We start from the raw sequence: 18,708 nt of genomic DNA, 5'->3' as shown, positions 1-18,708 counted from the left end.
ACACCCCTACCCTCCACGCCGCCGGCCCCTCCCGTAGCAAGAACCGACGGACGACGGTACGGGCAGCCCCATGACGGAAAGAAACACGATTTATTCATTAAGGATAATCGTGTAATGTGAAGCCCCATCACATCCGGCTTCTATTCTGCACAATGAAACGCTTCGTCATTGCATTGACCTTGTCGCGGCTGCTCAATGTCACTGCAACGGATCTTCCCTGGCCCCCTGCCGTCCCTGCATAGCAGCGACACAGAAAGTGGAAGTGCGCCGGCTTTTCCTCGTTGCGATACGCGGCTATCAACGTTACCTGTCGCGGCACAAGGGCTTCCACTGTGCATACCGCGTCGTCACCGGACGGAGAAGTTGCTCGGAGTTAGGCTTTCGTGCAATCCGGCGATATGGAATTTTCGCTGGCATGGCCATCCTGAAGCAGCGCACCCATTTATGCGGTGTCGCACACCGACGACAACATCCTCTCCACGCACCCGCCTTCCACTCTCAACGGGGCTTCTGCGACATCGGCTGCGACCAGCCTTGCGAACTACCCAGCCTGCACGCCTGCACGCCCCACTGCGATGGCATCTCATGCTGCGACTTCGCCAATTGCGACTGGCCCAGTCGCGGGCGTAAGCCGCGTGACGAAGAACAATACGTTTATATCCCTCCCTCACGCGTACCGCGCCACTGAGCAGTACGCGTGGCCACACGCAGTCCGCCGCTGAAGCTCCTCATCAGCCTCTGGACACGCCGATCTCAAAACGGGCAAAACTCTCGCCCAAAAAATTAATCTATTACATTATCATCACACCAAATAATCCATTACGCATATACAACATGCGGTGCGTAACAGAATTGCCGACCCGGAGACTGCCTTGCCCTTCATAACAGTCCGTGGATTGACAGCATTCGCCCTGATCGGCTGGAGGTACTCCGGGACATGAGCCGAGTCTCCGCCCTGCTCGTCCTCAAGCTCTGCCTGACGGTCCCTGTCGCACTGGGGTTGGGGCTTCCCTTCGTGTCCCCACCCCCAGGTGGCGGCGTCCTGCGAGAACTTGCGGCATTCGGGATTCCGGGCAGCCTAGCCATCGGCGCGCTGTTCCTGTCGCTGGTCTTCCTGTACTGCCAGGACCTCCACACCACCCTGTCTCTCATCCACCCACGCGCCCGCGCAGCCTCGCCACGCAGCGTGTGGCTGATGTTCCTCGTTCCCTACAGCTTCATCGAGGATTTCTTCATCGTCCTCAACGTAACCCGCTCCCTACAACGCGAATCGAGCCAGAATGCGGTCTTCGGCCAATTCCGAAACTTCGGCATGTTGAGTGGGATCGGCTGGTGTTCCGCTCAGCTCATATCCTTGCTGCCCAACGACGTCGGCCTGATCGGCGGCCTCATGGCACTCCCCCTGTGGATCCTGCACTGGCGGCGCATCCGCCAAGCCAACTCGCTCTTGAGCACCCATCGGGGTTTCCGGCGCAGCATTCGGGCTTCGTCACCCCCTGCAGCAGTCTGCCCCCGTCACGGACAATTCGTCGGCACCGCCAGCGCATCGACCGGACCGTCTCGAACGAAATCGGCTGGAGGCTTGAGACAATAGACGCGGCCCGATTCAGTGGTGATCCGCAGAATGCCGCCGCCGAGCCGCTCTTCACCCGCAGAGCGCTTATGCAGGGCACGGTCGAGTTCCGGCAGCACAGCCCGGTCGACAGCCACTGGCGCGCCGCGTCCAGCGACCGCGGGACTACCGGTCACACCATCCCTAGCGCTTTCGCGGCCGATATCCCGCGCCACGCGGCGGGCGCTGTCGAGCAGATCCGCGCTCACCGGCGGCCGGGTCGGCTCGACGGCGGGCGCGGGTGGGGGCGACGACGGCAGCACTGTCGGCGCGGACGCTGCCGGCACCGTCACACGCGGCACACGAACGGATTCCACGCTCGGCGCAGCGCGCTGGCCACGGGAGTCGGGCGCTCTGGCCGGCTCGGGCAAGGGTCTGGATGACACAACGGATGGCGGAACAGGCAGCGAAGTGGAAGCCGGGGACGCTGGCGCACGCCAGCTCAGTCGCAGCGGCGGCGGCTCCCGCTTCCCGGCAGCATCGGGCAGCCTCAACCCCAGGACGACGATACCGTGCAGGAACATGGCCAGCAGGAGGTAAGGGGCCAGGCGTCTCACCGTGCTGGTGTCGGTGCCACAAAACGGCAGGGCTTCCGCCATCAAGGCTGCTTGCTCAACTGGCGATGCGCGCGCCACCGCCCGGCGGATCGAGCACGTAGGAAACCTGCGGGTAGCGCCGGTCGCCCAGGTCGAGCCAACCGGCGGCGCGCGGCCGGCCACCCACGCGTTCGTAGAAAGCGCGGGCATCGTCGTTGCCGGCCAGCACCCATACGCCCATTTCCTCCGCCGCCTGCACGCCGAGGTCGCGCCACAGGGCTTCGAGCAGGCGCCGGCCGATACCGTGGCCCTGCAGGCGCGGTGCCACGTAGAGGGCGTACAGCTCGTGGCGCCAGCGGTCGGCTGGATCGCGGGCCGGGCCGCCGCAGGCGAAGCCCAGCACCGTGCTGCCCTCGACGGCGACTCGATGGCAGGCACCGGGGCGACTCATCAGGCGCAGCTGGCGCGTGGCCTGCTCGTCGGAGCTCAGGTGGTCGAGAAAACCGTCGGACACCAGGCCACGGTAGTTGGTACGCCAGGTACGCACCAACAGGCGGGCCACGGCGTCTACATCCGAGGCCCGTCCCTGGCGCACATGCACGCCGGCGATCATGAAGTTACTGGCGTGTGGCTGCATCCCAGTGCTCGACGATACGTCCATCCCGGACCCGGAACAGGTCGAACCAGGTGGACGTGTAGGTTTTGCCCGCCTCGCGGGGGTCCGGGTATTCGCGCACGAAGCTCAGCAGCACCAGGTCGCCCTCGGCGACGATGCTGACGATGGGCGTGCGCACACGGGCTTCGATCGGCTTCGGCTTGGCGACCTTGCCGAAGAACTCGACGAAGCCGGCCCGCCCGGTGGGCACCCGCGGATTGTGTTGAATGTAGGACTCAGCCAGGTATTTGTCGGCCAGCTCCAGGTGTCCGCCCTCGAACACCTCGCGCCAGAAATCGTAGACCAGCCGCTTGTTGGCAGCCTGGCGCGGGTCGGCGCTGGCCAGCAGCGCGTCATGGTCTGGATTGCCGGTGACCGGCTCCGAGGCGGCCGCCTGGCCTACGCTGAGCAAGCCCATCAGGGCCAGGGCAAGAAGATTTTTTTTCATTGGATCGTCATTTTACGGAATAACGTCGGCCGCCTCACCACCCGAATTGAATCAGGATGCTGCGGCCGCCGTGTGCGGCGCAGGAAGAACGCAGCAACTTCCGCGCCCGCTTGTCCCGGCCCTGCCGGGGCGTATCTGCGGCAGTGCTTCGCCGGCAACTGTTGAAATCCACGAAACCCCGTTGCCCGGCTGCTCCACAAGCAGCACCCGGCAGACACCGCAGGCACCGCGTCGCCTTAACGCCGGGCTTCCGCAGCGCCGCCGGGGATAGGCGGCGCGCTTTTGTTTCACAAGGCATTTATCGTCCCCTGGCCACCACGCGTCGGCGACAGCGCCGGCGATGGCCCCGGAATTGCTGGATGTACGCAACTGCGAACAGGAGAACATCCGTGCCCCATTTCCCCCACCGCGCCTGCCGGTTGCCGGCCCTGGCTCTCGTCGCCCTGCTTGCCGGCAGCAGCCTGCCGGTCCACGCTCATCACGCCTTCGCCGCCGAATTCGATGCCGACCAACCCCTCGAACTGAAGGGCACCGTCACCAAGGCCAAGTGGGTCAACCCGCACAGTTGGCTGTACTTCGACGTGAAGAACCCCGATGGCACCGTGACCAACTGGGGCGTCGAGTTCGGCGCGCCCTTCACACTGGCCCAGAAGGGGCTGACCAAGGCCGAGTTGCCCCCCGGCACCGAAGTCCGCGTCAAAGGTTACAAGGCCAAGAACGGCGGCCCCTTCGGCTACTCGGTGTCGGTCGCGCTGGCCGACGGCCGGAGCTTCCAGACCGGCGGCGCCCAGGACGTCCCCACCGCACCCCGCTGAGGGCCACCCGCCAAGGCCCGTCACCGCCCCGATCGCCCATGCCTTTGCCCCGTGGCGCCTTCCCCCGCATCGGCAGCCGGAACCTGATTGCACTGGCCCTCGCCACCCTGCTCGGGGCCGGCACCCTGTCCGTCGCGTCGACGGTCGGTGCCTTCCTGCTCGACTGGACCCGCGGCCTGGACCCGGACACCGGCAGCCTGCTGCGGCCGGCGCTGGTGGTGCTGGCTGGCGTCTTCCTGGGCCTCGGCGTGCTGCTGCGCCGAAGCCGGACAGGCCGCCGCAAACGCTGAAGGCGACCGCCCCTCGCCGACTCTCGATTCCCAACGCACCGTCTCCGAGCTGATGACCACAACCACCACCCGACGGGCTTTCGGCCTCGCCCTGCTGTGCGCCACGCTGGCCACGGCCCTGCCGCCGCTGGCCGGTGCCGCCGGCAGCAGCACCGCCAAGGCGCCGCGCGCGGAACGCATCCCGCGCCTCGCCAACAGCAAGCCCGACTTCTCCGGCATCTGGCAGACCACCAGCGCCGCCGACTACGACCTGGAGCCCCATGCCACGCGCAAGGACGCGCCCCCTGGCCCCGGCATCGTCGAGGGCGACGCCATCCCCTACCTGCCGAAAGCCCTGGAGCAGCGCCGCAAGAACTTCGAGGCCCGCAACAGTGCCGACCCGCACCTGAAGTGCTTCACCCTCGGCGTGCCGCGCGGCATCTACTACCCGGAACCCTTCCAGATCTTCCAGCGCGAGCGCGACCTGACCCTGCTGTTCCAGTTCGGCCACTCGGTACGCACCATCCACACCAACGGCACCGACCACCCCAAGGTGCCCAACGACTGGTGGCTCGGCGACTCCCGTGCGCGCTGGGAAGGCGACACCCTGGTGGTGGATGCGAAGCACTTCAACGACGAGACCTGGCTGGACCGCGCCGGCAACTTCCACAGCGATACCCTCCATGTGGTGGAGCGCTGGCGCTACCTGGACGCCAACACCATCGAATACAAGGCCACCCTCGACGACCCACAGGTGTACAGCCGCCCGTGGACCCTCGGCGTGCTGCTGCATCGCCACCGGGAGAAGAACTTCCAGCTTATCGAGAACTATTGCTACACCCTCGACTATGACCCGCACTACCCGCCCAAGCCGTGAGGGAGGAGTCCATGACACATGAAAACCATCGCCGCCCCCGCTCCGCAGCCCTTGCTGTCGGCCTTCTGGCAGTCCTGCCTGTCCTTGCTGCTGCCCAGCAGGCCGCGCCGCGGACGCCGCCGACCCGCGGCATCTTCATCGAGAAGTCCTTTCCCGCCATCGAATCCGGCAAATGGAGCGGCCCGCGCCTGGCCGATGGTCAGCCCGACGTACAGGGTCACTGGTCCAACACCGTAGGCAACCACAACAACTGGACCGATCCGCAGGGCGGCATCCCTGGCGATCCGCAGACCCGCAACCGCAAGCTCGGTCCGCGGGCCGAACGCGCACCGAGCCGCGTCAGCGATCCCGCCGACGGGCAGGTGCCCTTCCAGCCATGGGCGAAGGCCGCCCAGGAAGACTTCCTGGCCCACTTCTTCAACCCCACCGAGCCCAAGTACATCGAGCCGCTGGCCCGCTGTGCCCCCGGCGGCGTGCCCAAGTCCTTCATCTGGCACGGCTACGAGATCCGCCAGTTCCCCGGCTACGTGGTGTTCCTGTTCAACTCCGGCACCCGCGTCATCCACCTGGACGGCAAACCCCACCTGCCGGCCGCCATCAAGCTGTGGAACGCCGACTCCCGCGGCCACTGGGAAGGCAACACGCTGGTGGTGGACGTCACCAACAACAACGGCAAGGCCTTGTTCGGCCGCACCGGCGAGTTCGCCAGCGAGAACGCCCACATCGAGGAGCGCTACATCTTCTCGGCCGACGGCACGCGCTACAACTACGTGGCCCGGATCACCGACCCGACCGTCTACACCCGGCCGTGGACCGCCACCATCCCGGCCGTGCGCTACACCGCCAAGGACGCGCCGGACGGCTGGCACTTCGAAACCACGCTGGCCAACCACCCGAAAGGCGAGGTCATCGTCGAGCGGGACGAGCGCATCTGCGTGGAGAACAACGGCGGCTTCGGCAACGTGGCCACCGGCACGCCGGCACGCTGAAGCGACAAAGCCCTGCTGCCCGCTCAGCAACAGCGCTGACCGCCCGGCTGGTGCGCCGCCAGCAGCCGGGCCGCACGCCGGCCCCCCGCCGCAAGCGGCCCACCGGCCGCCGACGGAACACAAAAGCACCAACTTTCAGGGGCTTGGCGGCGTCGGGCAACAAGCGCCCGACACCCGTCGCGCGCCCGTCGCGAGCCGGCGCGATTGTTGCAAAACCGGGGTAGGACACCGCCCCGTGCGGATTCGACCCATACAGCCAACACCAAGGATCATGATGAAAGCCAAGCTCCTGCTCGCCGCGCTGATCGCCGCCGGCTCCACCCTCGCCATCGCCCAGCAGGCCGCCCCCGCCGCGGGCGCCCAGCAACCCTATGTGGCCCCGCCCTGGACCTACAAGACCAAGCAGCTCAACCGCGCCGAGATCGACGCGCTGCTGGCCAAGCCCGGCCAGGTGCTGGTCCTCGACGTGCGCCGTCCGGACGAGCTGATCTCCAAGGGCAGCTTCCCGGTCTTTCTCAACATCCAGACCGCCGACGTCGAGAAGTACGCCGACTACATTCCCAAGGACCGCAGCATCATCACCGTCTCCAACCGCGCCCACCGGGCCGGCGACGTGGGCGACAAGCTGACCGCCCGCGGCTTCAAGATCGCCGGTGCGGCCGGCACGCTGGACTACGAAGACCAGGGCGGCAAGGTGGCCCACATCACCCCGCCGCCGCCCCGCCCCGCCACGGCCGCAGCCGCCAAGTAAGGCCGGACGATGACGACAGCCCCGCGTGCCGCCGATCCGCACCCACGGCGGCCGGGGCTCTAGCCCCGTCCAATCCCCACGATGAGCGCCCTCGACGCCGCCTTCGCGCTGGCCTCGCCCCGTCTGCGCCCCCGCCCCACCGGTATAGCCGGCTACCTGATTGCCGGCGCGGTCGGCGGCGGCACCCTCCTGCTGCTGGCCAGCCCTTTCGTCTCCGCCGGTCTGCTGAGCTGGGCCAGCGGTATCGCCTTCATCCTCTACGACCTCCTGCTGTTGCTGTTCGTCGCCTGGCAGACCCTTCCGCTGGCCGTCCGCCGCCCGCCGGCGTCCCCTGACGAAACCGTCGCCGCCGGCTCCCGCCCCAGCCTCACCGTGATCATCGCCGCCTGGAACGAGGCGCCGGTACTTGAGCGCACCATTGCCGCGCTGACAGCCCAGAACGATCCGCCGGAGCACATCCTCATCGCCGACGACGGCTCCACCGACGACACCGCCCTGGTGCTGATCCGTGCCTACGGTTTCGCACCGCCGACAACGGCGACCCAGCACCAGACCAGCCCCCTGCACCCCCGGCTCGCCTGGCTGCGCGTGCCCCATGGCGGCAAGGCCCGCACGCTCAACCGGGCGCTGGCCCACATCGATACCGACATCGTCGTGACGGTGGATGCCGACACCCACCCGGCCGTCGATGCGCTGGCCCACATGCGCCAGGCTTTCGCCCACGACGACCAGCTGGTGGCCGCCACCGGCGTGCTGGCCCCGGCCTGCAAGGCCAGCCTCGGCGGCCGCCTGCTCGGCACCTTTCAGTCCTGCGAATACGTGCGCAACTTTGTGTCCCGCTACGCCTGGATGCGCGCCGACAGCCTGCTCCTCGTCTCCGGCGCCTTTGCCGGCTACCGCCGCGATGCCCTCACCGCGGTGGGCGGCTTCGATCCGGAATGCCTGGTCGAGGACTACGAACTCATCCACCGCCTGCACCGTCATGCCTGCGCCCACGGGAAGACGTGGCGGGTCCGCGTCGTCGGCCAGGCCCGCGCCCTCACGTCGGCGCCGTCGGACCTGCGCGCCTTCCTGCGCCAGCGGCGGCGCTGGTTCGCCGGCTTCCTGCAAACCCAACTGTGGAACCGGGACATGATCGGCAATCGGCGTTTCGGCAAGCTCGGACTGCTGATGCTGCCGGTGAAGACGCTGGACACCGTGCAGCCCCTCCTCGGCCTCGCCGCCTCGGCCACCCTGCTGGGCCTGGTTGCCGGCGGCCACCTGCCGCTGGCGACGGCCATCCTGTCGGTGCTGCTCAACAAGGTGCTGCTCGACATCGTCTTCCACACCTGGTGCCTGTACCTCTACCGACGCTGGACAGCCGGTGAGCACGCACCCGGCTATGCCCAGGCCATCGCCACCGCGCTGCTCGAACCCTTCAGCTTCCAGATCCTGCGCCACCTCGGCGCAGCCCTGGGCTGGCACCACTTCCTGACCGGCCGGCGGAGCTGGGGCAAGCAGGCGCGCCACGCCATGGGCTGAGGCCCGACCATCCGGAGACCCCATGAAACCGCTCCACTGGTGCCTGACGGGCATCGTCGCCAGCGCCGTCCATGCCGCACCGCCGGATCTCGCGCCGCAGCCCTGGCAAGGCCAGGCCGCCAACCTCGCCTCCCAGCTGATCGGCCACTACCACTACACGCCGGTCGCCCTCGACGACATCCAGTCGGAGCGCATCTTCGCGCGCTACCTCAAGGCCCTCGACCCGGACCGGCTGTACTTCCTGCAGGCCGACATCGACGGCTGGCAGGCCGCCCGCCTCCAGCTCGACGACGCCATCCTCGGCAAGGACCTGCGCATCCCCTTCGCCATCTACAACCGCTACGCGAGGCGCGCCGACGAGCGCTTTGCCTACGCCCGCAAGCTGCTGGCGGCCGGCTTCGACTTCAACGCCGACGAGACCTATCCGCTGCGCCGCGACAAAGCCGACTGGGCCCGCTCCACCAGCGAGCTGGACGAACTGTGGCGCAAGCGCGTCAAGAACGACTGGTTGCAGCTGCGCCTCGCCGGCCAGGACGACGACACCATCCGCCGCACGCTGGAGCGCCGCTACACGGGCTTCCAGCGCCGCCTCGAAAAGGCCCGCAGCGAAGACGCCTTCCAGCTCTTCATGGGCGCCTACACCGCCAGCGTCGATCCGCACACGGCCTACCTGGGCGCCCGCGCGGCCGACGACCTGGACATCTCGATGCGCCTGTCCCTGGTGGGCATCGGCGCGGTGCTGGAGGAAAAGGACGACTACGCGACGATCCGCGAACTCACCCCCGGCGGTCCCGCCGCCGCCTCCGGCCGCCTGCACGTCGGCGACCGCATCGTCGGCGTCGGCGAGGGCGAACAGGGCCAGATCGAGGACGTGCTGAGCTGGCGCCTCGACGACATCGCCACCAGGGTGCGCGGCAAGGCCGACACCGTGGTGCGCCTCGACATCCTGCCCGGCGGCACGCAAGGCGGCCAGCCGCAAAGCGTGGCGCTGGTACGCAAGAAGATCAGCCTCGACGACCAGGCTGCCAGCAAGGCCATCGTCGACACCACCGAAGGCGGCCGGCCACGGCGCATCGGCGTCATCACGCTGCCCGCCTTCTACCAGGACTTCGAGGCCCGCAACCGCGGCGAAGCGGGCTTCCGCAGCGCCACCCGCGACGTCGCCCGCCTGCTCGCCGAGCTGCGCGCCGAGCAGGTGGACGGCCTGCTCATCGACCTGCGCGACAACGGCGGCGGCTCACTCGACGAGGCCGTCGAACTCACCGGCCTGTTCATCGAGACCGGCCCGGTCGTGCAGCAGCGCGACGCCCGCGGGCGCAACCAGGTCAGCGGTGACAACAACCCGGCCGTTGCCTGGAGCGGTCCGCTGGCGGTGCTGATCGACCGCAACTCGGCCTCCGCGTCGGAGATCTTCGCCGCCGCGATCCAGGACTACCGGCGCGGCGTCGTCGTCGGCGAGACCAGCTACGGCAAGGGTTCCGTGCAAACCCTGGTGAACCTCGACCGCGTGGCCGGCGGTAGCCCCAACGGCGCCAGCGGCCTCGGCGAACTCAAATTCACCATCCAGCAGTTCTACCGCATCAACGGCAGCACCACCCAGCTGCGCGGCGTGAAACCGGACGTCGTGCTGCCGGTGCTGCCCGCCCACGCCCAGCCCGGCGAGGCCAGCTTCGACAACGCGCTGCCTTTCCAGCGCATCCGCGCCGCCAACTACGACACCCTCGCCCCCCTCGACGACAGCGCCACCGTACTGCAGCAGCGCCATGCCGCACGCGTCGCCGCCAGCCCCGAACTGCAGGCACAGCAGGCTGCGCTGAACGCCTTCGAAGCCCGCCAGACGCGCACCGAAATCTCCCTGAAGGAAAGCACCCGCCGCACCGAACTGGCCGCCGAAGCGGCACCTCCCGCCCGTCCAGCCGGTCCCGATCTGTTGCAGGTGGAGGCGGCGCGGGTGCTAGCCGACCGTATCGAGCTACCCCGCCATCCCTGACACGCCCTGCCCAGGCTCACTTGAGACGCCGCCACAGGGTCAGCGACAGCAGACTCTGGGTCGCCGACTCGGTCACCGGCGAACGGGCCGCATCACCCTGCAGGCGGGCCCGGATCCATTGACCGCTCAAGCGCCAGTCCGCATCGAGATGGTATTCGCCGCTGATCGCCAGGCTGGTGTCCTGCTGTCCGGACTGCATCTGCCAGGGGCTGCGGTTGCTGCGCTGGGCGGCCCCCTCGTCAAGACCGAAGTAACTCTGCCGGTAAGCCTGATTGGCCCAGGTGCTGCCGAGGGTCAGAGCCAGCGTACCGTGTGCCCCAACCGGCGCACCGACGGTAAGGCCCACTTCGCCCAGCAGACCGTCGCTCCTCACCCCCGAACCGTAACGGACACTGCTCTGCACGAGCAGGAACTCATAGGGTGCGTAATTGAGAAAAGCGCCCTTTTCCAGGCGTGCCCCGATATCCGCAGTGCCGGCCAGCCGCGGGCTGGCGCTGGCCTTGCGCTTCAGCTGTGCCCACAGGCGTGGCCCAAACTGCAGGTCGTCGCGCCTCGACAGATTCCAGCCGATGCCATTGTCGGTGGACACGAAGGCGCCATTCGCAAAATACAAGTCCACACCGGGCAGCAGCACCGTATCGGTCTTCTTGCCGCCCGGATAAGCCTGGAACATCCACAGGGAAGGCCCCACCGACAGGGTATAGCCCTGCTCCGGCGGCCGGTCGATGAAGATCGTCCCACCGGCGGCGAGGCCCGTAGCACTCGCCAACGACGTCAGCACCAGGAACAGCGCCCGGCTGAGACGGGGAAAGCTCGCCGGCCAGGGCGTAGAATGGCGCCCGGATCTGACCGGCAAACGGAATAGAGAATGGAAATACGTCGAAACTGGGTACAAGGGAGTTCCTACATTCTGTCCGCCGGCGGCATCCTGGCGGTCTTGAGTCTGCACCTGCTGCAGGCCCTGTTTGCCGGCATGCTGGTGTTCCTGCTGGTTCAACTGGCCCAGCCGCTGGTCGGCCGGGTAGTCGCCGGGTCGCGGGGCAAGCTGGTGGCGACCGCAGTACTGGCGATGCTGATTATCGCCGGCATGGTCGGGCTGGGCCTGTGGATCGCCTCGATGCTGCACGGCGGCGCCGGCCTCGACGCGATCTGGACCAAGATGGCCGAGGCCGTCGACAGCGCCAACGACGTGCTGCCGCCGTGGCTGCTCGGCAGTCTACCCAGCAGCGGCCCCGAGTTGAAGGCCGAAGCGGCACACTGGCTGCGCGAGCATGCGCCGGAGCTCCGCCTGCTCGGCAAGGAAGCCGGCGTCGCCGCCGCACACATCCTGATCGGCATGATCATCGGCGCGATGGTGGCGGTGCATGAAATATCGGCACGCAATGAACGGCGCCCCCTCGCCGCGGCCATGCACGAGCGGGTCGGTACCTTCTACAAGGCCTTCCGCCGAGTCTTCGTGGCCCAGGGCAAGATCGCCGCCATCAACGCCTTCTTCACCGGCCTCTACCTCCTGGCCATCCTGCCGGGGCTGGGCATCCACCTGCCCTTCGGCAAGACAATGGTGCTGATCACCGCCATCGTCGGCTTGCTGCCGGTGGTCGGCAACCTGATCTCCAACTCCGTCATTGTGATGATCAGCTTCTCGGTGTCGCCCTACGCGGCGCTGCTGTCGCTGCTGTTCCTGGTCGTACTGCACAAGGCGGAGTACTTCCTCAACGCCCGCATCGTCGGCGGCGAGATCGACGCCCGGGCCTGGGAGATCCTGGTCGCGATGGTCTTCATGGAGGCCTTGTTCGGCTTCGGCGGTGTGGCGCTGGCGCCAGTCGTGTACGCCTACATAAAGGCCGAGCTGAAGGCCACGCGGCTGATCTGAGCCCTCGGCAGCGCACCCGGCGGTAGCGATGGCCGGCGCCAGCCGGCACTAAGCGCCTTCAGGCCGCCTTCGGCAATACCGCCTGATGATTACGGAACACCGACACCAGCAGATCGATCTGCTCACGGGTGTGGCCGGCGTTGAGAATGACCCGCAAGCGCCCCTGATTCTTCGGCACCGCCGGGAACTTGACGCTGTCCACATGCAGCCCGACGCTGCGCAGCAACTGGGACAGCTGGTCGGTCAGCACCTCGTCGCCGATCAGTACCGGCACGATCGGCGTGGTCGTGGATACCAGCGTGTACGGCAGACCCTGCATCGATTCGACGAAATAGCGCTTGTTGTCCCACAGGCGCCGACGGCGCTCCGGTTCGTCCTGGACGATGTCGATCGCCTCGCTGACCGCGAAAACCTGGTCCGGCGGCAGCGTGGAAGTGAAGCCGTAGGCCGAGCAGGTCAGACGCAGCAGCTCGCCGATGTACTTGTCGGTGGCGATGAAGCCGCCGATCGCGCCATAGGCCTTGCTGAGGGTACCCATGCAGATCAGGCGCGGATCGTGGATGCCGAAGTGTTCGGTGATGCCGCCGCCGTTGGCGCCGAGCACACCGGTGCCGTGGGCGTCGTCCACGTACACCATCGCGTCGTAGCGGTCGGCGATGGACAGCAGCTCGGGCAGCGGCGCAATGTCGCCGTCCTGGCTGAAGACGCCGTCGGTGACGATGATCTTGGTCGTCGCCTCCGACGCCTTCAGCAAGGACTCCAGATGCTCCAGGTCCAGGTGCCGGAAGGTCAGACGATCGGCCCCGGACAGACGGATACCCTCGCGGATGCTGACGTGGTTGTATTCGTCCGAGAAGAACGCGTAGCTGTGGCGGCCGCGGGTACGGAAACCGTACATGCGCGCAAACTGCGCCGTCTTGACCAGTGAGGACAACACGCCGAGGTTGGTCAGGTAGCCGGTGGCGAACAGCAGGGCCGTATCCTTGCCCTTCATGTCGGCGAGCTTCTGCTCCAGCTGGTCGTAGATTTCGAGGTCGCCGCCGAGCAGACGGGATTCGCAGTTGCCGACACCGTAACGCTCCAGCCCTTCCCGCGCCTTGGCGATCATGCGCGGATGGGACGCCAGCCCGAGGTAGTTGTTGGTGCTGAAGGAGACGTGATCGCTACCGTCCATGCGGAAGGCCGGCGACGGCAGCGATTCGACGCGGGGAATGAGATGAACGGCGCCGCGCTCTTCGAGCCAACGGGCTATATCCTGGAATTCTTTCATGGGTTCGGACCTGCACGGTGAAGACGGAGTGTCAGAACCTCAAAGGCTAGCGATTCAGACTGGCGCGAGTCTGGCAGCTAGCTGTCAACAGACTTGCGTCCCTCCTCGGCCTGCTCGAGCCACTGCAACAGACTTCCGAGCAGGCGGGCGGGCTCCACCGGCTTGGTGATGAAATCGTCCATGCCGGCCGCCAGGCAGGCGCGGCGGTCATCCTCGAAGGCGTTGGCGGTCAGGGCGATGATGGGCGTCGTCGCATAGCCGGCCAGCGTCCGCATGTGTTCGGCGGCTTCGATGCCATTCATCACCGGCATCTGCATGTCCATCAGGATCAGAGCGTACGGTTGCCGCAGCGCCATGGCGAGCGCCTCCGCGCCGTTGCCGGCCACATCGACGACCAGTCCGGCCTCCTCGATGAGGGCCTTCACGACCTCCTGGTTGACCAGATCGTCCTCCACCAGCAGCACCCGCGCACCGGAGAAACACTCGCGCAGGCGAGCCTCCGCCTCCACTGTGACCCGGCCCCAGGGCCGGATGGCACGCTTATCCCCCCTTGGCAGACGCACCGTGAACCAGAAGGTGCTGCCCACGTCGATCTCGCTCGCCACCCCCATGTCGCCGCCCATCATCCGCGCCAGCTGCCGACTGATCGCCAGGCCCAGCCCGGAGCCGCCGTACTTGCGGGTCATCGAACCATCCACCTGCTCGAAGGTGGCGAACAGGCGCAGCTGATCCTCGGCGGCAATGCCGATGCCCGAATCCCTCACCTCGAAGCGCAACAGCACGTCGGCGGCAGACTCGGCCGCCACCTGCGCGCTCACGCCGATCCGCCCGGCTGGCGTGAACTTGAGCGCGTTGCCGACCAGGTTGACCAGGATCTGCCCCAGGCGCAGCGGATCGCCGCGCAGCGGCATCCGGGCCAGTTCCGGCGCCACATCGATAACGAGGGCCAGCCCCTTCTGCTCCGCTGCCCCTTCCATCAGCGTGCGCAGATTGTCGAACACGCCCTGCAAGCGGAAATCGACACGGTCGAGGCTCAGGCGATCAGCCTCAATCCGTGAAATGTCGAGGATGTCGTTGATCAGCGCCAGCAGATGCTGGGACGCCTGCCGGGCCTTGCTGAGCTGCTCGATCTGGCGCGGATCGGTGGCCCGGTGCAAGGCCATCGCCGTCATGCCCATGATGGCATTCATCGGCGTGCGCAGTTCGTGGCTCATCGTCGTCAGGAAGGTGCTCTTCGCCCGGTTGGCCGCCTCGGCAGCTTCCTTGGCGATGGACAGAGCCGCCGTGCGCTCCTCGACGACCGACTCCAGGTGGTTGCGATACCGCTCCAGCTCATCCTCGATACGCCGCCTTTCGGTGACGTCCTCCTTGATCTCCAGATAATGGGTGATCTGTCCATCCTGCTCGCGGATCGGCACGATGGTCGTATTCTCGATATAGACATCGCCACTCTTGCGCCGGTTGATGAACTCGCCACGCCACGGCCGGCCCGCATTCAGCGCCGCCCACAGTGCATCGTAAGTCGCCCGCGGCGTCTGGCCTGACTTCAGCAGCGCCGGGGTCTGGCCGAGCACCTCGTCACGGCGGTAACCGGAGCTGCGCACGAAGGCCTCGTTCACGTACTCTATTCGGGTGTCCAGGTCGGTGATGACGACGCTCTCGATGCTCTGCTCGACCGCCATCGACAGCTGGCGGATCTGCTTCTCCGCCGCCTTCCGCGCCGAGATGTCGATGACCTCCCCGAGCACGCGCCCGTCGGGCAACAGCACGCCGTTGATCTCCACATCGATCAGACGGCCGTCCTTGTGGCGGGCGACCGCCTCGAAGAACTCGTGACTGCCCGCAGCGTTGCGGCGGAAACGGACCATCACGTGCTCCACCTCGAAGGGGGGAAAGAGGTCTGCCACATCCATCGCCAACCATTCCTGCTGGTTGTAGCCGAAGCACAATTCGGCCTGCCGGTTGGCGAAAATGAAACGGGCCTGCTGGTTGACCAGCACGATCGCATTCGGCGAGAAGGTCAGCGCGATACGCAGGCTCTCCTCGCTCTCCCGCCGGGCGGCCTCGGCGATTCGCCTCTCGGTAATGTCGATCCCCATCTTGAGGACCAGCGGCGTGCCGTCCGGCCCGACGATGGGGCGGTTGTGGATCGCGTAAATGCGTTGATCAGGGCCAACCCACTCCCATTCACCGCCCTCCTCTCCCACATTGGGTAGCCCGCCACGGCCGAACAGCGCGGCACAGTTGTCCTCATTTCCCTCGCCAAAACGCTTGCGATAGATGGCATTGGCGAACACGACCTTGTAATCGGAGGTTCGCAACACGACGAAGGCCGGCAAGGTTTCGAGAATGTCGTAGAGCCGCTGACGCTCGCCGCGGATGACGCCATCCGCCCTGTTGCGGGCCTGCAGCATGCGTTCGAACTGGGCGGACAGGTGACGGATCTCGGCGGGGCCATCCGGCAGTACGATCCCCTCCGAGTCTCCATCGGCGGCCGAATCCACCGCAGCGACGAGGCCCTGCAAGGCCGTCTGCAATTGCCCGCCGAAGCGCCGGGCCAGCAACAGGCTGGCGACCGTCATGACCGCCACGATCAGCGCACTCAAGGCCAGATTCCGGAGCAATTCCCGCTGCAGGATGCTGGCCGGTACGGCGATCGCCACCGAATAGCCCGTCAGCGCCGAGCGGCTGTACGCACCGAAGACATCCACCCCATCCAGACTCATGCCGTGCACACGCCCCTCCGCCGGCCCATGCAGGCGCTCCATCAGTACGGGCGGAACCGGCTGACCGACGACGCGCCTGCCATCGTGGCTGCGCGCAGCGATATGGCCGGTGGCATCGTAGATCGACGCCACCCAGCCGTCCGGCAACTGCTGGGCGTTGAGGATGCGCCCCAAGCGTTCAGGGAACAGGACCAGGTTCAGGTCGAACAACACCTGTCCTTCACGGATCACCGGCACATCGATGGTGATCAGGTTCCGCTTGGCCACGGTGCCGACAACCACGTCGGAAATGTAGGGGCTGCGGGTCCCGAAGATCTGGTACACACGGACCATGTTCTTCGTCGTCGGCAGCGGCTGCCCCTCGGGGATCAGGGTATTGAGGTACTGCTTGCCGTTCACGTCGGTGACCACCAGCGCATCGGCGAAGTCCGTCTCCGCCAACAGTTGCATGGACTGCCGGCGCAGCGCCGTGTAGTCACGCCGGTCGAAGGCGTCGTTGCCCGTCGCGAAGCCCTGCAGCACCTTCTGCTTCCCGATGATCTGCTCGTCCACCACCTGGCGCAGCGCCCGCGCCGTCTGCAGCGCGTTCTCCTGCAGATTGGCTTCCTCGCGCAGGTAGGAGTCCCCCATCAGGACGACCAGAGCAACGATGCCCGGCAGCAGAACCGCGAGAAACAGCCAGTGCAACTTGACGGGGCGCATGGGCGGCGGGGACGGCGGACCGTGGCGTGGATTTGCGTTGAAAGTTACCGCGATATGAACGCCCAGCCCAATACTTTTGCCGCAGAGCCGCACAAATTAATGATTGATGACGGACTGCGAGGCTCTTGCATCTTCCTGCGCAAAAAAAGAAAAACGGGGCGGCCGAAGCCGCCCCGTCACGCGATGTCCGCACCACAGCCGCCGGTCGGGCGAAAAGGCGGGCCCGGACATCTCCGTCAGCTGCTCAGTCCTTCTTGCGGAAGTCGTCGTGGCAGCCCTTGCAGGTCTGGCCGAGCTTGCCGAAGGCGACCTTGACCGCGCCGGCGTCGCCGGTTGCGGCGACCTTGGCCAGTTCGTTGGCTTCGGTGATGAACTTCTTGGCGGCTTCGCCGGCCTTGGCCTGCTCAGTGAACAGCTCGGGCTTGACGGTGGTCTCACGCCAGCCCTTGCCGGTTTCGGTGCCGGCCGGGTACAGCGCGCCGAGGCCGGAGTTGGCGATGGCGGCGATGGCGTTGGCGGCGCGGATCACTTCGTCCTTGTTGTAGGTACCGTTGACGCTGGCCTTGATGCGACCGTTGTTCCAGGCCAGCACCTGATAGACGGACTGGCGCCACTTGATGACCTGCTCGGGCTTGGGGGCCTGCTGGGCGAAGGCCATGGAGGCCGCCGCAGTGGTGGTCACGATCAGGGCGGCAAGCAGGGGTTTGACGAACTTCTTCATTGTTTCTCCGTACGGTCTCGGTGATGAGTAAGGTGATGGGTCAGGCCTTCAGGTGCTGCTTGAAGAAGGCCACGGTGCGCGCCCACGCCAGCTTGGACGCGTTGGCGTCGAAGCGCGGCGTGGTGTTGTTGTTGAAGCCGTGCTGCGTGCCCGGGTAGATGTAGGCCTCGTACTTCACGCCGGCCGCCTTCAGGGCCGACTCGTACTTGGGCCAGCCGGCGTTGATGCGCTCGTCGTTCTCGGCGTAGTGGATCAGCAGCGGAGCCTTGATTTTGGCGGCCTCCTCGGGCGCCGGCTGGTTACCGTAGAAGGGCACCGCCGCAGCCAGGTCGGGGATGCGGGTAGCCAGGAAGTTGGCGATACCGCCGCCGTAGCAGAAACCGGTCACGCCGACCTTGCCATTGCCTTGGGGCAGCTTCTTGAGGATCGCCGCGGCAGCCACGAAGTCCTCGCGGGTCTTGTTCTGGTCGAGCTTGGTGAACAGGTCGCGGGCCTTGTCCTCGTCACCGGGGTAGCCGCCGAGGGGGAACAGGGCATCCGGCGCGAAGGCGATGAAGCCGTCGAGGGCCAGGCGGCGGGTGATGTCCTCGATGTGCGGGTTGAGGCCGCGGTTCTCATGCACCACAAGCACCGTCGGCAGCTTGCCGCTGGCGTTGGCCGGCTGCACCAGGTAGCCACGCAGGGTGCCGTAGCCTGCCGGTGACGGGTATTCCACGTACTGGGCCTTGATGCGCGGATCGTTGCCCTGCACTTCCTGGGCTTCGGCGAACTTCGGGCTGAGGGCTTCGAGCAGGCCTTCGGCGGTCACGCCGGCCACCGCGAACTTGGCGGCGCTCTTCAGGAACTCCCGGCGCGGGATGATGCCATGCACGTACTTGTCGAACAGCTTGAGCACTTCGGGCTCGAAATCGGCAGCGGTCTTGCGGGTCATGAAAACCTCCAACAATCGGTAA

Annotated in this window: 18 protein-coding genes; 10 read left to right on the top strand and 8 right to left on the bottom strand. The window is 66.8% G+C overall.

Going from position 1 to position 18,708, the window contains the following annotated elements; all coding sequences use genetic code 11:
• Window positions 1-256: 256 nt before the first annotated feature.
• Both yidD and AC1PQG_RS06740 read left to right on the top strand, forming a co-directional pair.
• Complete coding sequence (yidD, locus tag AC1PQG_RS06745) at window positions 257-688, top strand: membrane protein insertion efficiency factor YidD (RefSeq protein ID WP_481121844.1); 432 nt, start codon at window positions 257-259, stop codon at window positions 686-688.
• Between the two features lie 249 nt (window positions 689-937).
• Window positions 938-1,594: a hypothetical protein gene (locus AC1PQG_RS06740; protein WP_481121843.1), complete on the top strand. Its 657-nt coding sequence runs from the start codon at window positions 938-940 to the stop codon at window positions 1,592-1,594.
• Here the strand turns inward: AC1PQG_RS06740 and AC1PQG_RS06735 are convergent.
• The 3 genes from AC1PQG_RS06735 to AC1PQG_RS06725 form a co-directional block, all read right to left on the bottom strand.
• The gene (locus tag AC1PQG_RS06735; RefSeq protein WP_481121842.1) at window positions 1,516-1,929 is read right to left on the bottom strand and encodes a hypothetical protein; all 414 of its coding nucleotides are present in this window, start codon (window positions 1,927-1,929) and stop codon (window positions 1,516-1,518) included. The two genes, AC1PQG_RS06740 and AC1PQG_RS06735, sit on opposite strands and share 79 nt — an antisense overlap.
• Before the next feature lie 295 nt (window positions 1,930-2,224).
• Window positions 2,225-2,785: an N-acetyltransferase family protein gene (locus tag AC1PQG_RS06730; protein WP_481121841.1), complete on the bottom strand. Its 561-nt coding sequence runs from the start codon at window positions 2,783-2,785 to the stop codon at window positions 2,225-2,227.
• Window positions 2,766-3,251, bottom strand: a complete 486-nt coding sequence (locus AC1PQG_RS06725) for a nuclear transport factor 2 family protein (protein ID WP_481121840.1) — start codon at window positions 3,249-3,251, stop codon at window positions 2,766-2,768. Before AC1PQG_RS06725 ends, AC1PQG_RS06730 begins: the two co-directional genes overlap by 20 nt.
• Before the next feature lie 389 nt (window positions 3,252-3,640).
• Here AC1PQG_RS06725 and AC1PQG_RS06720 point away from each other — a divergent pair, with 389 nt between their 5' ends.
• The 7 genes from AC1PQG_RS06720 (at window position 3,641) to AC1PQG_RS06690 (ending at window position 10,463) form a co-directional block, all read left to right on the top strand.
• Window positions 3,641-4,066 carry a DUF6152 family protein gene (locus AC1PQG_RS06720; RefSeq protein ID WP_481121839.1) on the top strand — a complete coding sequence of 142 codons (426 nt, stop codon included), beginning with the start codon at window positions 3,641-3,643 and terminating at the stop codon, window positions 4,064-4,066.
• 38 nt (window positions 4,067-4,104) lie between these two features.
• Window positions 4,105-4,356, top strand: a complete 252-nt coding sequence (locus AC1PQG_RS06715; protein WP_481121838.1) for a hypothetical protein — start codon at window positions 4,105-4,107, stop codon at window positions 4,354-4,356.
• A gap of 52 nt (window positions 4,357-4,408) precedes the next feature.
• Complete coding sequence (locus tag AC1PQG_RS06710; protein ID WP_481121837.1) at window positions 4,409-5,212, top strand: hypothetical protein; 804 nt, start codon at window positions 4,409-4,411, stop codon at window positions 5,210-5,212.
• 11 nt (window positions 5,213-5,223) lie between these two features.
• Window positions 5,224-6,201, top strand: coding sequence for a hypothetical protein (locus tag AC1PQG_RS06705; RefSeq protein ID WP_481121836.1), 978 nt, complete (start codon window positions 5,224-5,226; stop codon window positions 6,199-6,201).
• A gap of 274 nt (window positions 6,202-6,475) precedes the next feature.
• Window positions 6,476-6,952, top strand: coding sequence for a rhodanese-like domain-containing protein (locus AC1PQG_RS06700; protein ID WP_481121835.1), 477 nt, complete (start codon window positions 6,476-6,478; stop codon window positions 6,950-6,952).
• An 81-nt stretch (window positions 6,953-7,033) separates the two neighbouring features.
• Window positions 7,034-8,473, top strand: coding sequence for a glycosyltransferase family 2 protein (locus AC1PQG_RS06695; RefSeq protein ID WP_481121834.1), 1,440 nt, complete (start codon window positions 7,034-7,036; stop codon window positions 8,471-8,473).
• Between the two features lie 22 nt (window positions 8,474-8,495).
• A complete protein-coding gene (locus AC1PQG_RS06690; RefSeq protein WP_481121833.1) occupies window positions 8,496-10,463 on the top strand; it encodes a carboxy terminal-processing peptidase in 1,968 nt (655 codons plus the stop codon).
• A 16-nt stretch (window positions 10,464-10,479) separates the two neighbouring features.
• On the opposite strand, the gene AC1PQG_RS06685 is transcribed toward AC1PQG_RS06690, so the two are convergent.
• On the bottom strand, window positions 10,480-11,244 hold the full coding sequence (locus tag AC1PQG_RS06685; RefSeq protein WP_481121832.1) for a MipA/OmpV family protein: 765 nt from the start codon (window positions 11,242-11,244) through the stop codon (window positions 10,480-10,482).
• Between the two features lie 87 nt (window positions 11,245-11,331).
• On the opposite strand from AC1PQG_RS06685, the gene AC1PQG_RS06680 reads away from it, so the two are divergent.
• Window positions 11,332-12,336, top strand: a complete 1,005-nt coding sequence (locus tag AC1PQG_RS06680) for an AI-2E family transporter (protein WP_481121831.1) — start codon at window positions 11,332-11,334, stop codon at window positions 12,334-12,336.
• A 58-nt stretch (window positions 12,337-12,394) separates the two neighbouring features.
• On the opposite strand, the gene AC1PQG_RS06675 is transcribed toward AC1PQG_RS06680, so the two are convergent.
• The 4 genes from AC1PQG_RS06675 to AC1PQG_RS06660 form a co-directional block, all read right to left on the bottom strand.
• Window positions 12,395-13,606 (bottom strand): aminotransferase class I/II-fold pyridoxal phosphate-dependent enzyme, encoded by a 1,212-nt coding sequence (locus AC1PQG_RS06675; protein ID WP_481121830.1) that lies wholly within the window; start codon window positions 13,604-13,606, stop codon window positions 12,395-12,397.
• A gap of 77 nt (window positions 13,607-13,683) precedes the next feature.
• Window positions 13,684-17,034 carry a PAS domain S-box protein gene (locus tag AC1PQG_RS06670; protein WP_481121829.1) on the bottom strand — a complete coding sequence of 1,117 codons (3,351 nt, stop codon included), beginning with the start codon at window positions 17,032-17,034 and terminating at the stop codon, window positions 13,684-13,686.
• Between the two features lie 244 nt (window positions 17,035-17,278).
• Complete coding sequence (locus AC1PQG_RS06665) at window positions 17,279-17,755, bottom strand: c-type cytochrome (protein WP_481121828.1); 477 nt, start codon at window positions 17,753-17,755, stop codon at window positions 17,279-17,281.
• Window positions 17,756-17,795: 40 nt separating this feature from the next.
• Window positions 17,796-18,686: a dienelactone hydrolase family protein gene (locus AC1PQG_RS06660; protein WP_481121827.1), complete on the bottom strand. Its 891-nt coding sequence runs from the start codon at window positions 18,684-18,686 to the stop codon at window positions 17,796-17,798.
• Window positions 18,687-18,708: the final 22 nt, after the last annotated feature.

Source organism: Zoogloea sp. GDB6 (assembly GCF_056724105.1).
Note: the sequence above shows the minus strand (reverse complement) of the source record. Positions and strands in the feature narration are given on the sequence as shown.

Coding starts and splice junctions, on each gene's coding strand:
- AC1PQG_RS06690 (WP_481121833.1), top strand. CDS start 8,496: ATGAAACCGCTCCACTGGTGCCTGACGGGCATCGTCGCCAGCGCCGTC.
- AC1PQG_RS06665 (WP_481121828.1), bottom strand. CDS start 17,755: ATGAAGAAGTTCGTCAAACCCCTGCTTGCCGCCCTGATCGTGACCACC.
- AC1PQG_RS06725 (WP_481121840.1), bottom strand. CDS start 3,251: ATGAAAAAAAATCTTCTTGCCCTGGCCCTGATGGGCTTGCTCAGCGTA.
- AC1PQG_RS06660 (WP_481121827.1), bottom strand. CDS start 18,686: ATGACCCGCAAGACCGCTGCCGATTTCGAGCCCGAAGTGCTCAAGCTG.
- AC1PQG_RS06740 (WP_481121843.1), top strand. CDS start 938: ATGAGCCGAGTCTCCGCCCTGCTCGTCCTCAAGCTCTGCCTGACGGTC.
- AC1PQG_RS06710 (WP_481121837.1), top strand. CDS start 4,409: ATGACCACAACCACCACCCGACGGGCTTTCGGCCTCGCCCTGCTGTGC.
- AC1PQG_RS06670 (WP_481121829.1), bottom strand. CDS start 17,034: ATGCGCCCCGTCAAGTTGCACTGGCTGTTTCTCGCGGTTCTGCTGCCG.
- AC1PQG_RS06680 (WP_481121831.1), top strand. CDS start 11,332: ATGGAAATACGTCGAAACTGGGTACAAGGGAGTTCCTACATTCTGTCC.
- AC1PQG_RS06730 (WP_481121841.1), bottom strand. CDS start 2,785: ATGCAGCCACACGCCAGTAACTTCATGATCGCCGGCGTGCATGTGCGC.
- AC1PQG_RS06715 (WP_481121838.1), top strand. CDS start 4,105: ATGCCTTTGCCCCGTGGCGCCTTCCCCCGCATCGGCAGCCGGAACCTG.
- AC1PQG_RS06705 (WP_481121836.1), top strand. CDS start 5,224: ATGACACATGAAAACCATCGCCGCCCCCGCTCCGCAGCCCTTGCTGTC.
- AC1PQG_RS06695 (WP_481121834.1), top strand. CDS start 7,034: ATGAGCGCCCTCGACGCCGCCTTCGCGCTGGCCTCGCCCCGTCTGCGC.
- AC1PQG_RS06675 (WP_481121830.1), bottom strand. CDS start 13,606: ATGAAAGAATTCCAGGATATAGCCCGTTGGCTCGAAGAGCGCGGCGCC.
- AC1PQG_RS06700 (WP_481121835.1), top strand. CDS start 6,476: ATGAAAGCCAAGCTCCTGCTCGCCGCGCTGATCGCCGCCGGCTCCACC.